General features: G+C 68.4%; 11 protein-coding genes and 1 pseudogene. 5 read left to right on the top strand and 7 right to left on the bottom strand.

Annotated features, from left to right (window positions below; genetic code table 11):
- Window positions 1-41: 41 nt before the first annotated feature.
- Both QH168_RS24970 and QH168_RS24965 read right to left on the bottom strand, forming a co-directional pair.
- Window positions 42-644 carry a hypothetical protein gene (locus tag QH168_RS24970; protein ID WP_280468146.1) on the bottom strand — a complete coding sequence of 201 codons (603 nt, stop codon included), beginning with the start codon at window positions 642-644 and terminating at the stop codon, window positions 42-44.
- Between the two features lie 405 nt (window positions 645-1,049).
- Window positions 1,050-1,928: a peptidylprolyl isomerase gene (locus tag QH168_RS24965; RefSeq protein ID WP_280468145.1), complete on the bottom strand. Its 879-nt coding sequence runs from the start codon at window positions 1,926-1,928 to the stop codon at window positions 1,050-1,052.
- A 199-nt stretch (window positions 1,929-2,127) separates the two neighbouring features.
- Here QH168_RS24965 and hisS point away from each other — a divergent pair, with 199 nt between their 5' ends.
- The 3 genes and pseudogenes from hisS to QH168_RS24950 form a co-directional block, all read left to right on the top strand.
- Window positions 2,128-3,405, top strand: coding sequence for a histidine--tRNA ligase (gene hisS, locus QH168_RS24960; RefSeq protein ID WP_280468144.1), 1,278 nt, complete (start codon window positions 2,128-2,130; stop codon window positions 3,403-3,405).
- A 45-nt stretch (window positions 3,406-3,450) separates the two neighbouring features.
- Window positions 3,451-4,101, top strand: coding sequence for a hypothetical protein (locus tag QH168_RS24955; RefSeq protein WP_280468142.1), 651 nt, complete (start codon window positions 3,451-3,453; stop codon window positions 4,099-4,101).
- Between the two features lie 10 nt (window positions 4,102-4,111).
- A pseudogene (locus tag QH168_RS24950) lies at window positions 4,112-4,528 on the top strand (malate dehydrogenase); the annotation flags it as partial.
- Window positions 4,529-4,541: 13 nt separating this feature from the next.
- On the opposite strand, the gene QH168_RS24945 reads toward QH168_RS24950, so the two are convergent.
- The 4 genes from QH168_RS24945 to QH168_RS24930 form a co-directional block, all read right to left on the bottom strand.
- Entirely contained in the window at window positions 4,542-5,579 is a 1,038-nt protein-coding gene (locus tag QH168_RS24945) for a 2-oxoacid:ferredoxin oxidoreductase subunit beta (protein ID WP_432421166.1), read from the bottom strand.
- A 38-nt stretch (window positions 5,580-5,617) separates the two neighbouring features.
- A complete protein-coding gene (locus QH168_RS24940; protein ID WP_280468140.1) occupies window positions 5,618-7,585 on the bottom strand; it encodes a 2-oxoacid:acceptor oxidoreductase subunit alpha in 1,968 nt (655 codons plus the stop codon).
- 130 nt (window positions 7,586-7,715) lie between these two features.
- The gene (locus tag QH168_RS24935) at window positions 7,716-8,732 is read right to left on the bottom strand and encodes an Rv2578c family radical SAM protein (RefSeq protein ID WP_280468139.1); all 1,017 of its coding nucleotides are present in this window, start codon (window positions 8,730-8,732) and stop codon (window positions 7,716-7,718) included.
- Between the two features lie 31 nt (window positions 8,733-8,763).
- Window positions 8,764-9,765, bottom strand: a complete 1,002-nt coding sequence (locus tag QH168_RS24930) for an NAD-dependent epimerase/dehydratase family protein (RefSeq protein ID WP_280468137.1) — start codon at window positions 9,763-9,765, stop codon at window positions 8,764-8,766.
- Window positions 9,766-9,984: 219 nt separating this feature from the next.
- Here QH168_RS24930 and QH168_RS24925 point away from each other — a divergent pair, with 219 nt between their 5' ends.
- The gene (locus QH168_RS24925) at window positions 9,985-10,314 is read left to right on the top strand and encodes a type VII secretion target (protein ID WP_280468135.1); all 330 of its coding nucleotides are present in this window, start codon (window positions 9,985-9,987) and stop codon (window positions 10,312-10,314) included.
- Window positions 10,311-11,984, top strand: a complete 1,674-nt coding sequence (locus QH168_RS24920) for a hypothetical protein (protein ID WP_280468133.1) — start codon at window positions 10,311-10,313, stop codon at window positions 11,982-11,984. Before QH168_RS24925 ends, QH168_RS24920 begins: the two co-directional genes overlap by 4 nt.
- Before the next feature lie 88 nt (window positions 11,985-12,072).
- Here the strand turns inward: QH168_RS24920 and ypfJ are convergent, their stop codons facing one another.
- Window positions 12,073-12,993 carry a KPN_02809 family neutral zinc metallopeptidase gene (gene ypfJ / locus QH168_RS24915; RefSeq protein WP_280468132.1) on the bottom strand — a complete coding sequence of 307 codons (921 nt, stop codon included), beginning with the start codon at window positions 12,991-12,993 and terminating at the stop codon, window positions 12,073-12,075.
- Between the last annotated feature and the right edge of the window lie 92 nt (window positions 12,994-13,085).

The raw sequence follows: 13,085 nt of genomic DNA, 5'->3' as shown, positions 1-13,085 counted from the left end.
CTGGATCACCAGCGGGCGTTGGTCGTTGCTGCGGAGTTCGGTCAGCGGGTGCGTTCCAGTCCGCGGATCAGCTCCTCTTCCCTTGCCCTGGTCACCGCGGGCGCGTATTCGGGGCGGGTGCGGACGGCTTCGATAGGGGGTTTCGCCTGGCCTACCTCGACGAGCATGCGCACCGCGGCGAGTTCGGGTGCCACGCCGATCTTCGCCAGGTGCGCGGCGAGCGCCGTCCGGCGTTCCACCGAGTCGTACCGGATGGCGGGCTGAGCGGCCGCCGCCACCTGCCCGGCCTGGCCGGTGAACGAGAACCGGTCCTTCTCCAGGGAGACGCCCCGGCTCGGCGCTGCCTCGCGCTGTATCGCGACGGTGGCCACCTTCTCGGGTGCCGCCATCGTCTTCTCCGGCGCGGCGCGGGAAACCATCTGCGCCAGTTCGATATTGCGCGGATCCTTGGACTTGGATTCGCGGGCCTCGCGGACCTGCATCTCGCGGGCTTCTTTGATCCTGGCCTCGGTGATCTTGGCCCTGGCCTCGGCTTCCTTCTGACCGCGTTCGCGGGTCTTCAACGCGACCAGGGTCGCGATCTGCAACATGGTTTTCATCATGGCCGCGGTTTCCCGGCCGATATCGTCCAGTTCCTCGGACATGGCTGCTCCCGATGCTGCGGTGATCCCTATGGATGATTGTGGTGCTTCGTCATGAACGCCGCTTCATATGTCATCGACTTCTTACGTCATCGATACAACCGCCATGCGAACGGTACTCGCCCGGCGATGTCGTGCGTTGCCGGTACGAACACCGGGAGGCGCGTAGCCGACTTCACTACGCGCACTCCGTATTACGAGATTACCCGAGAACACCCTGGCACGGCCCTACGAGCGTGCCGCCCCTGAGCATATATCGCACATTTCCGACATGGAACGAAACTCGCCGGATGATCTTCGGCCCGTGAGCGGCGAAACCGGAGGATGACAGTGCGCGACGGTATCGCCGCCGGACAGGTCGGGCCCGGTACCGCGCTGCGATACCGGGCCCGATCCGACGGCGCCGGGTCAGTCGATGGCGACCGTGTTCAGCGTCACCGGCAGGTTCGGCTTACCGTCACCGGGGCCGTTGGACTCGTCCTGTCCGGCCTGGGCGATCTTGTCCAGGGTGGCGAGGCCACCCTCGTCGATGGTGCCGAAGATGGTGTAGTTCGGCGGCAGCTGGGAATCGCCGTAGACCAGGAAGAACTGGCTACCGTTGGTGCCGGGCCCGGCGTTGGCCATGGCGATGACACCGCGCTTGTAGGCGATGGGCTCCTGGAGACCGGGGTCGGTCGGCGCGTACTGATCGGTGGGGTACTCGTTGTCGAACTGGTAGCCCGGACCACCCATACCGGTACCGGTCGGATCACCGCACTGGAGGACCTCGAGGCCGGGGCCCTGGGTGAGGCGATGGCAGCTGGTGCCGTCGAAGAAGCCCTGCCCGGCCAGGCTGGCGAAACTGTTCACCGTGCACGGCGATTCGGCGTTGTTGAGGGTCAGGCCGATCGGACCCTGGCTGGTGTCCACGCTGATGCTCAGGGTGGCATTGTCACCGGAGGTCTGGATGCCGTCGGTGCGCGGTTTCTGCGCGGGCTTGTCGGCGGGCTTCTGGCTGTCGGGGTATGCGCAGCCGACCGTCGCCGGTTTGGCCTGCGCGGGCGGCGGCGGCGCGGGGATCGGGGTGCTCGACAGCGATGCGTCCGGCGTTTCGGAGGCGGTGTTCTCACTGTCGTCACCACGCGTCAGGAAATACACGCCGGTCACCGCCGCGACCGCGACGACGACGCCGAGCGCCGACATGGCGATGGTGAGTTGCTTGCGCTTGCGCGCCCGCGCGGCCCGGTTGGCCAGCTGGCGCTCCAGCTTGCGTTTCGCTGCCGCTCGACGCTGTTCGTTGCTCGGCACTACCACGTTCCTCCCGTGCGGCGGCCGGACTCGAGGACCGGCCGTGCGCTGTTCTTCGCTATGGCTTTCTGCACCACGCGGGTGTCGGTTTCGGCTAAGAGTGTGCCATCTCTTCCTGAGACCACCCCGGCACCGGCCGCGACCCGCCAGGAACAACCGGTTGGACGCGAGGCCCTGTGGTGAGGGAAACTGGACCATCGTGACCAAGACCAGCAGCTTCTCCGCCCCGAAGGGGGTACCGGACTACGTGCCACCCGGCTCGGCCGAGTTCGTCGCGGTGCGCGACGGCCTGATCCGCGCCGCCCGCCTCGCCGGGTACGGGCATATCGAGCTGCCGATCTTCGAGGACACCGAACTGTTCGCCCGCGGTGTCGGCGAATCGACCGATGTGGTGAGCAAGGAGATGTTCACCTTCTCCGACCGCAGTGACCGCAGCGTCACCTTGCGGCCCGAGGGCACCGCCGGAGTCATGCGCGCGGTCATCGAGCACGGGCTCGACCGCGGCCAGCTGCCGGTCAAGCTGTGCTATTCCGGCCCGTTCTTCCGCTACGAGCGGCCGCAGGCCGGGCGCTACCGCCAGTTGCAGCAGGTGGGTATCGAGGCCATCGGTGTGGACGATCCCGCGCTTGATGCCGAGGTCATCGCCGTGGCCGACGCCGGTTTCCGCGGTCTCGGCCTCGACGGTTTCCGACTCGAGATCACCTCCCTCGGCGATGAGACGTGTCGCCCGCAATACCGCGAGCTGCTCCAGGAGTTCCTGCTCGGCCTGCCGCTGGACGAGGACACCCGCCGCCGCGCCCAGATCAACCCGCTGCGCGTACTCGACGACAAACGCCCGCAGGTGCGTGAGATGACGGCGAACGCGCCGCTGATGATCGATCACCTGTCGGAGTCGGCGAAGACGCACTTCGAGCAGGTACTCGGCCACCTCGACGCCCTCGGCGTGCCGTACGTGGTCAACCCACGCATGGTGCGCGGTCTGGACTACTACACCAAGACCACCTTCGAATTCGTCCACGACGGCCTCGGCGCCCAGTCCGGTATCGGTGGCGGCGGCCGCTACGACGGTCTGATGGCCGAACTCGGCGGTCAGGCGCTGTCGGGGATCGGTTTCGGTCTCGGTGTCGACCGCACGGTGCTCGCACTGGCGGCGGAAGGCAAGACGGCGGGCGATCCGGCCCGCTGCGAGGTCTTCGGCGTGCCACTGGGAGAGGCCGCGACACAGCGCATGGTGGTGTTGGCCGCGCAATTGCGTGCCGCGGGCGTACGGGTCGATCTGGCCTACGGCGGGCGCGGGGTGAAGGGCGCGATGAAGGCGGCCGACCGTTCCGGCGCGAGATTCACCCTGGTGCTCGGCGACCGCGATCTGGCCGAGCACACCATCGGGCTCAAGAACATGGGCACCGGTGACCAGCGGCAGATCCCGCTGGGCGAGGTGGTCGGCGCGGTAACCGCCGCGCTGCACCGCCCGGAGTAGTACGGTGCCGGGGAAATATCCCGCCGTGAGGACGAATGCGTAACCGTGACCGATGCAACGCCCGGATCGGGCGAACCTGATCCGCCGATCGGGCTCGACCTGGTCGCCCCCGAGGTATACGCGCCGATGCTGCGGCGCCTGACCCTGGCCGCGCTCGGTGTCGGGATCGGCGCCGCGCTGCTGGCGGCGGTCTGGGTGAGCTGGCCGATCGCCGTACTCATCGGGCTGGTGGTCGGCGCGCCGACGGTCGGCTACGCGCTGGCGCTGCGGCGACGGCGGATGTGGCTGAGCGGAAACAGCATTCACGCGCGCAGGCTGTTCGGTGAGCGGGTGGTCTCGCTGGCGGCGGCGACCGGAGTCGAGATGCTGGTCTATCCGGCGCGGCTGAGCCGGGTGGTGCTGCGGGTGACGGCCGGGCCCGACGTGCAGATCGTGCCGCTGGCGATGTACACCGACGCCGGTAGCGGGCGCGAACTGCATCTGCTCGGACTGCGCAAACTGGCCGACGCGCTGGCCGCGAGCCAGCTGGCCGCCGCCGTCGCGGTCTCCGGGGTGCTGGTCCAGCAACTGCGCGCCGAGGCGCGTGATGCGGGGCTGGCGGAGCGTCCGCTGTACCGGGCCGTCGCGCTGGTGCGGGCCAAGGACTTCGTCTCACCGGTCGTGTTGACCGACAAAGAAGTAGCCGAACTGAGCTGACTGTCTGTTATCGGCCACCCGGTACCCGGATCTCACCCACGCCACCGTCGCCGGACGCGCGGCGCTGGAGCTGGTCGATCAGGCCTGGGTGCGCACCGACTTCCTGCCGACGGTCCAGCAGCGCGGCACCGCCATCATCGAAGCCCGCGGCGCCGCCTCGGCGGCCAGCGCGGCCAGCGCCGCGATCGACCACATCCGCGACTGGGCGCGCGGCACCTCGGGTGAGTGGGTGTCGATGGCGGTGCCGTTCAACGGCTCCTACGGCGTCCCCGAGGGCCTGATCAGCTCGTTCCCGGTGACCTGCGCGGACGGCGGATACACGATCGTGCCCGGACTCGGGATCGACGAGGTCTCCCGTGCGCGCATCGACGCGTCGGTGGCCGAACGCGATGCGGTCATCGATCTGGGATTCGCCACATCGATGTGATCACGCGATCGGGTCAGCCGACCGTCCAGGTTTCGGTGCCGGTCAGCAACTCCTGTAGATCGGTGCGGCGATGCTGTTTCGCGGCGACGGCCTGTGCGCGTACCGCGTCGTCGTAGGTGGGGCGCGAGACGTCACGGAAGATCCCGGTGACGACATGATCGAGATTCTGGTCCGACAACCGCGACAGGGCGTAGGCGTACTCGGGGACGTCCGAGCGCGCGTCGTGCACGATGATCTCACTGTCGGCGACCTGGTCGGTGCGGGCGATCGCGAGTGCGAAACCGTCCCGCACCACGGCGAATTCGCCATCGGCGCCGAAAACGATCGGCTGCCCCTCCCGCAACGGGATCAGGCGGGACGCGCTGTCGCCGCGGCGCAACACATCGAACGATCCGTCGTTGAAGATCGGGCAGTCCTGCAATATCTCGACGAACGAGGTACCGCGATGCGCGGCCGCCGCCCGCAAGACCTCGGTGAGCCCGGCGCGATCGGAATCCAGCGCACGTGCGGCGAAGGTGGCCTCGGCACCCAACGCCACCGACAGAGTGTTGAACGGATGATCCACCGAACCCATGGGCGTCGATTTGGTGACCTTGCCCGGCTCGGAGGTCGGTGAGTACTGCCCCTTGGTGAGTCCGTAGATCCGGTTGTTGAACAGCAGGATGGTCATGTTGACATTGCGACGCAGTGCATGGATGAGGTGGTTGCCGCCGATGGACAGCGCGTCACCGTCGCCGGTCACCACCCAGACCGACAGATCCGGCCGGGTCACCGCCAGTCCGGTCGCGAGGGCGGGGGCGCGGCCATGGATGGAGTGGATGCCGTAGGCGTCGAGGTAGTACGGGAAACGGCTCGAGCAGCCGATCCCGGAGACGAACATCAGGTTCTCCTTGCGCAACCCGAGTTCGGCGAGGAATCCACGCACGGTGGCCAGGATGACGTAGTCGCCGCAGCCGGGGCACCAGCGCACTTCTTGATCGGAGGCGAAATCCTTGGCGCGTCGCGGGGAATCCGAGCGCGGGACCGCCGCGGTGCCCGAGGCCTCCGGCATGCCGAGGAAGGCGGCGGGGTCGGTGGCGTCGATGATGGTCATGAGCGGCCCCCGGGTGTGCGATAGGTGGCCCGCGCCCTGGCGGCGAAGGCTTTGTCCTGTTCCATCTCGTCGATGGACCCGTCGAGTGCGGCGTCGATGACGCCGACGAGTTCCTGCGCGGAGAACGCGGTCCCGGCGATCTTGGTCCACGGGCGCACATCGACGAGGTAGCGGGCCCGCAGCAGCGCCGCGAGCTGGCCGCCGTTCATCTCCGGCGCGACCACGGTCGGGTATCTGCGCAGGGCCTCACCCAGGCCGGGCGGCAGTGGGTCGAGATGGCGTAGATGCAGATGGGCGACCGGCACACCGCGGCGGCGCGCACGGCGGCAGGCTTCACCGATCGGACCATAGGAGCTGCCCCAGCCCACCAGCAGCAGTTCCGCGCGGCCGTCGGGATCGTCGACCTCGACTTCGGGGACGGTGATCGCGTCGATCTTGGCCCGGCGCAGCCGCACCATGAGTTCGTGATTGGCCGGATCGTAGGAGATCTCGCCGCTGCCGTCGGATTTCTCCAATCCGCCGATGCGATGGGCCAGCCCGGGGGTGCCCGGCACCGCGAGCGGACGGGCCAGGGTGTCCGGGTCGCGGGCATACGGCTGGAAGGGTGCGTCACCGGAGGGTTCGGTGGCGAAGGCGGGGTCGATGGGTGTCAGCTCGTCGACGCGCGGAATCGCCCACGGCTCCGACCCGTTGGCGATCGAACCGTCCGACAGCAGCAGGACCGGGGTGCGGTAGGTGAGGGCGATACGTGCCGCCTCGATCGCGGTGTCGAAACAATCGGCCGGTGAGCGCGGGGCGAGGACCGCGACCGGTGATTCGCCGTTGCGGCCGTAGAGGGCCTGGAAGAGGTCGGCCTGTTCGGTTTTGGTCGGCAGGCCGGTGGACGGACCGCCGCGCTGCACATCGATGACCACCAGGGGAAGCTCGGTCATCACCGCGAGACCGATGGTCTCGCTCTTCAACGACAGCCCGGGCCCCGATGTGCTGGTGACGCCGAGAGCACCACCCAGGGCGGCGCCGAGTGCGGCGCCGATTCCGGCGATCTCGTCCTCTGCCTGAAATGTGGTGACGTCGAAATCCTTGTGCTTGCTCAGTTCGTGCAGGATGTCGGAGGCCGGGGTGATCGGATACGAGCCGAGGAACACCGGCAGACCCGCCAGCTGCCCCGCGGTGATCAGGCCGTAGGCAAGGGCGGTGTTGCCGGTGATCTGGCGGTAGGTGCCGGGCGCGAGGGCGGCCCGCGCCACCGTGTAGGTGGTCGCGAAGGTCTCGGTGGTCTCGCCGTAATTCCATCCGGCGTGGAAGGCCAGGATATTGGCCTCGGCGACGGCGGGGGAGTCGGCGAACTTGTCACGCATGAATCGTTCGGTGCCGCCGAGTTCGCGCCCGTACATCCAGGACAGCAGGCCGAGTGCGAACATGTTCTTGGCGCGCTGGGCGGCCTTCTTGCCGACCTCGGCGGATTCGGTGGCGGCCAGCGTCAGCGAACTCATCGGCACCGGATGCACCACGAAATCGGTGAGGGTGTCGTCGGTGCGTGGATCGTCAGTGTAGCCGACGCGGGTCAGGTTGCGGGTGGTGAACTCGTCGGTGTCGATGATGACGGTGCCGCCGCGCGGTAGGTCGGCGAGGTTGGCCTTCAATGCCGCCGGGTTCATCGCGACCAGGACATCGGGTTGATCGCCCGCGGTGAGGATGTCGTGGTCGGCGATCTGGATCTGGAACGACGACACCCCGGGCAGGGTGCCCTGTGGTGCGCGGATCTCGGCGGGAAAATTGGGCTGGGTGGCGAGGTCGTTACCGAAGGCGGCCGCCTCATGGGTGAAGCGGTCGCCGGTGAGTTGCATACCGTCGCCGGAATCACCGGCGAATCGGATCACCACCCGATCCACCGCGGTCGCGGCGAGGCGCTGGCGCGCGCCGGAATCGCCCACCCGGTCGGCGCTGTCGTGCTGCGAAACCATGTGCCTGCTTCACTTCCTGTCGAAGAGAGCTGCCCCTGGCCAACCTACTCCGCTCGACGGGTGACCTGCGCGGAAAGCGCCCGGATCGTGGGCGCGTCGCACAGCTTGCGCTCATGCGAACTCGCGGGGATCAGGCGAACAGGGCCAATTGCGGATCGACCGTCGCGGGAGCCTCCGCGACCACCTCGGACTGTTCCCGCGCCTCGCGTTTCAGACGGTGCCGCTCCAACAGCGGATCGATTCGCCCGCGTAACCAGCTGGAGTATTCGGGCGTGACGTAGGCCCCGCGCCCATAGAGCTGACGGTAGCGACGCAGCAGCGCCGGATGGGTCTCGGCCAGCCAGCCCAGGAACCAGCCGCGGGTACTGCCGCGCAGATGCATGGGAAACGCGACCACACTGTGCGCGCCTGCTTGCGCGATGGCGGCGAACAGTTCGTCGAGCTGGCCGCTGCCGTCGGTGAGATACGGAATCACCGGCGCCACCATCACATCCACCTCGAAACCGGCGTCGGCGAGTGCCCGCACCAGCTCCAGCCTGGCCTTCGGCGACGGTGTGCCGGGCTCGACACTGCGGTGCAGGTCGGGATCGAGCATGGCCAGCGATACCCCGATGTGCACCGGGACCTCGCGGGCCGCCAAGGTGAGCAGCGGGAGATCGCGGCGCAGCAGCGTGCCCTTGGTGAGGATGGAGAAGGGGGTACCGGAGTCGGTGAGTGCGCGAATGATGCCGGGCATCAGCCGGTATCGGCCCTCCGCGCGTTGATAGGGATCGGTATTCGTACCGAGGGCCACGGTGTCGCGCTGCCAGCTGCGGCGTGCCAGTTCGCGCCGCAGTACCGCCGCGATGTTGGTCTTCACCACGATCTGATTGTCGAAATCGGTTCCGGCATCCAGATCCAGGTACTCGTGGGTGCCGCGGGCGAAGCAGTACCGGCAGGCGTGCGAACAACCGCGCATCGGGTTGATCGTCCATCGGAACGGCAGGCTCGCGCCCTCCGGCATCTTGTTCAGCGCGCTCTTACAGAGCACTTCGTGGAAGGTGATGCCATCGAATTCGGGTGTCTGCACAGTGCGGACGAAGCCTGCCCGGTCCAGGCCGGGCAGCGCGCCGTCGTCGGCGTCCAGGGTCTGGCTTTGCCACCGCACCCAGCTAGTCGAACATGCGTTCTAACAGCTGTCAAGCGATCCGGCGCGATTGCGATGCGGCGCCCGTCGGGTCGGCGAAGAATGTCACAAGATCGCGCACCGTCTCCGCCAGTGGCCGTGGCCGATAGCCCAGTTCGCGCGTGGCCTTGCCGTGGTCGACGATCGGCGCCGACACCAGCGCGCCGATGGCCGCCTTCGACACGATATCGGTGCCCAGGCGCTTGCCGATCGGTTCGAGCACCGGCATGAGACCCGAGATCACCTTGGGAGAGATGACGAACCGCGGACCCTTCTTGCCGCCGAGCGTGGCCGCGGTGCGGCAGACGTCGAGCATCGAGGTCATCTCGCCGCCGAGTAGATAGTTCTCGCCCGTCCCGCCCTTTTCGCCCGCCAGGATGAGCCCTTCGGCCACATCGCGCACGTCGACCAGGTCGAATCCGCCGCCGATCATCGCGGGAACCCGGCCGAGGGAGGCGTCGCGCAGGGTGCGGTTGATCCGCGAGAGCGGGGTGCTCAGATCGCGCGGGCCGTAGACGCCGGTCGGATTGCACAGCACCGCGTCCAGGCCCTGGTCGATGACGGTGCGCAGTTCGATCTCGCCCTGCCATTTGGAGCGGTCGTAGACCGGCAGTTCCGGATCGGTCGAGCGCGCCGAGGTCTCGTCGATGCTGCCACCGCAGGTGTACTGGTCGAAGGCGTGGATGGAGCTGGCGTGCACCATCCGCCGCGCGCCGGTGGCGAGGGCGGCTTCGGCGACCACTCGCACGCCTTCGGTGTTCACCCGCCAGGCCAGATCGTTCTTCTCGGCCAGGGTGATGACCGCGACCAGGTGGTAGACGATCTCGGCGCCGTCGAGGGCCGACCGCATGGATTCCGGGTCGAGGACGTCCGCGGACACCCAGGTGACGCCCTCGGGCGCCGGTTGTTGCGGCACGACCCGGTCGATCGCCGTGATCTCGTGTCCGCGATCGGCGAGCAGGGGGAGCAGATTCGTGCCAAGGTACCCGGCTGCGCCGGTCACTGCGACCTTCATGGGACATGAGAATATAGAACTTGTTCTAAATTGCAACACGTTACAGTTTCGCGCCGCGTGGGTACGAAGGGTCGAGAGATGTCGGCGCCGTCGGCTATATTGGGCCGCAACCGAAGCGGCCGTGCCGTCGGGCGAACTCGACCTGTAGGGGCAGACGGGCGGACGTTCGAACAACGCGATGACGACACCGATGTGTGATGAGGATTGGGGGGCAGCTCGATGAGTGATGTCTCGGTAGAAACCGAAGGGCTCCGCGCGTTCGGGGCCACGAACGCCGCGATCGCGGGCGATATCGCCGGGGCGGGCAATATGGACGTGGTCGCCAGCGTCTCCGCGATGACTCCGGTATTCGGGCTGATCGGCGCCGACTATCTGCTGTCGTTCGCGGCCGCGCAGGTGCTACAGGCGCGCGATATCAACGATCTGTCCGACAAGTACTCGAAGCTGTCGCAGGCCGCGTTCAGCTCGGCCGCCAATTACGACGTCACCGATCTCGGCAATGCCGCAGATCTCGGCAAGGTCGCCGGTGAGATCGGTGGTGCGCTGTGAAGCCGCTGGACACTTCGGGCGCGTCCGGCGTCATCGCGCCCGAAGCGAATCAATCCGTGGTCGAGCAGGCGCTCGACCAGGCCGCCGCTGCCGCCCAACAGGCTTCGGCCGTACCCGTCGAGCAGCAGGCGATCCTCGATCTGCCGATGCCGCAGCTGCCCGCCGATCTCCCGCCCATCGAGCCCCCGGAATTCGTGCTGGCCCAGAAGATCACCGATGACGGCCCGGGAATGAGCGCCGCACCGGTCGGCATGCCGGGCCTGTCCGGTCTCGGCGGGCCTTCCGCGTCCGCGCCGGAAGACATCCTCGCCGGACTTCCGCCGGAGGCTTCCGCACTGGTCGGTGACGCTGGAGCGGTGATCAGCCAGGCGGCCGCGCCGATGCTGGAGGCCGCGCAGGGCGTACTCGGCCAGGCCGGTGGCGCGCTCGGCGCACCCTCCGCGGCGAGCGCCGCATCGACCGCGGCGGGTGCGGCGGCCACTCCGGCGGCGGCTGCGGCCGCGCTGCCCGCCGATCCGGTCGGCGCGTTGATGAGTGGTCTCGCGCTGCCCGCGCTGCCCGGTATCGACATGCTGTTCAAGCCGATCCTCGACCTGCTCGGCAGTTTCGGTACCGGCGTCATGGGCGCATTCGATCCCACCGCGGTGCTGAGCCAGTCCTCCAAGGTCATCGAGATGGCCATGCAGGTGGGCAAGGGCAGCCTCAGCGCGGTCGAACAGGTCTGGCAGAGCGATGCCGCCACCACCGCCCAGGACGCGGGCCAGAAAGCCAACAGCGAAGGCGTCGAGACCAGCCAGCGCGGTATCGACATCTCCGAACTCACCCAGCGCGCTGCCGCGGTGGTGCAGCAGGGCAACGCGCAGCTCACCACGATCGCCACCTCGTTCGCGAGTCAGGCCGTCGCGCTGGCCCCGGTGATCATGACCCCGCCCGCGCAGGCGTCGCTGGTGGCCACGGCCACCGAGCATCTCGGTCAAGCGGTCGGCGTCGTCAACGCCACCCGCGGTGATCTGATGGGTAAGACCGCCGAGTTGAACGGCCTGGTGAGCCAGCTGGTCGGGCAGAACGGGCCCGCACCCGCCGAGATCGCGCAGGCGGTCATGCAGAATGTCGGCGAACCGCTCATGTCGCAGGCGGAGGAGGTCGCGACCAGCGCGGCCGGATTCGATTCCGGCACCGGAACCGGCGCGGGCGGTGCATCCACCACGGCGGCCAGTTACGGCAGCGGTGGTGCCAGCGGTACCGGCGGCGGCGCCGGAGCGTTCGGAACGGGCGGCTTCGGCCGTGCGGGCGGCAGCGGCGGCTCGATGGGCCGCGGCGGCGCCGGTGGCGTGACGGGTATCCCGGCCCTGCCGGGTACCTCGGGGACGCCGGGTGGCGTCGCACTTCCCGGTGGCATGCGGGCCCCGGTCGCGGGTATGCCGATGGGCGCGGGTCTGGGAACCACACCCGCCTCCAGCTCCGGGTTCATGGGTGCCCCCGGTGCCGCAGGCGCCGCGGGCCAGCGCAACAACAACGAGGACGAGCATTCGCGCGCCGTCGACCCGTACCGCAGCCGCACCGGCAACGACGATCTCACCGGCCCGCTGGGCGAATCCACCCCCGAGGTGATCGGCGCGACCAGCACCGACGAGGGCGACGGGTCCGATTACTACCAGGACCAGTTCTAGGCTCTCCGGCTCCGGCAACAACAGCGGCCTCGCACCGAATCGGGTGCGAGGCCGCTGTTTTCGTCGCTCTACCGGCTCGAACTCCCGCTCAGCTGGCGCTCGGATTGTCCAGATCGCGCGCGGAATAGGTATCGCACGCCTGGACCTGCCCGGTCCGATATCCGGCGAGGAACCACTTCTGCCGCTGATCGGATGAGCCGTGCGTCCACGCCTCCGGATTGACCCGCCCCTGCGCCGCGCGCTGGATCCGGTCGTCACCGACCGCCGACGCCGCCGACAGCGCGTCGCGGATATCGGCATCGGTCAGCTGTTGCAGGAACGGTCGCCCGTCGCCGCCGGGGGCGGGCATCTTGTCGGCGTAATGCGCCCAGATCCCGGCGTAGCAATCGGCCTGCAACTCGGTGCGCACCGCCCCCGACTCGGGGCCGCGCGGATCGCGCTGGGCGCGCCCGATATCGCCGAGCAGGGTCTGGATGTGATGGCCGACCTCATGTGCGACCACGTATTCCTGCGCCAGCGGTCCGCCGCTGGAGCCGAACCGGTCCACCAGCTCCTGGAAGAAGCTCACATCGAAGTAGGCGGTCTGATCGGCCGGGCAGTAGAAGGGGCCGACCGCGCTGGTGGCATTGCCGCAGCCGGTGGACACCGCACCGGAGAACAACACCAGTTTCGGCTCCACATAGTCGACGCCGGTCTGTTTCGGCAGTTCGACCGCCCAGACCGCGTCGAGGCTCTGTGCGGTGAGCACCACCCGGCAGTCGACGTACCGGTTGGCATCCGCGGCGGTCCGGCAGTGCTCGGGGGTGCCGGAGGCGGGCTGCGACTGCACGTCCTGCGCGCCGGTGAACTGACCGAGCACCGAACCGGGGTCGCCGCCGAGCAGCAGCGTCAACACCAGCACGATGAGGCCGCCCGCGCCGCCGCCGAGTGCCAATTTGCCGCCCATACCCGGCCCGCCGCCGGACGATGCCCGATCGGGGTCGATCTGCAAGCCCTCGTTGAAGGTCATGAGAATCCCTATCTGTGACGTGTCCCGGTACAGCTTCGCACGCGCCGAGGCGATATCGGTTTCCGCTCGGCGAATGTGTCTCACTACGATGG

It is taken from the genome of Nocardia cyriacigeorgica (assembly GCF_029868385.1).
Taxonomy (GTDB): Bacteria; Actinomycetota; Actinomycetes; order Mycobacteriales; family Mycobacteriaceae; genus Nocardia; species Nocardia cyriacigeorgica_F.
Note: the sequence above shows the minus strand (reverse complement) of the source record. Positions and strands in the feature narration are given on the sequence as shown.

Bases quoted from the DNA above. Each gene is read 5' to 3' on its own strand.
- QH168_RS24970 (WP_280468146.1), bottom strand. From the start codon at position 644: ATGTCCGAGGAACTGGACGATATCGGCCGGGAAACCGCGGCCATGATG.
- QH168_RS24945 (WP_432421166.1), bottom strand. From the start codon at position 5,579: ATGCCGGAGGCCTCGGGCACCGCGGCGGTCCCGCGCTCGGATTCCCCG.
- QH168_RS24940 (WP_280468140.1), bottom strand. From the start codon at position 7,585: ATGGTTTCGCAGCACGACAGCGCCGACCGGGTGGGCGATTCCGGCGCG.
- QH168_RS24930 (WP_280468137.1), bottom strand. From the start codon at position 9,765: ATGAAGGTCGCAGTGACCGGCGCAGCCGGGTACCTTGGCACGAATCTG.
- QH168_RS24925 (WP_280468135.1), top strand. From the start codon at position 9,985: ATGAGTGATGTCTCGGTAGAAACCGAAGGGCTCCGCGCGTTCGGGGCC.
- ypfJ (WP_280468132.1), bottom strand. From the start codon at position 12,993: ATGACCTTCAACGAGGGCTTGCAGATCGACCCCGATCGGGCATCGTCC.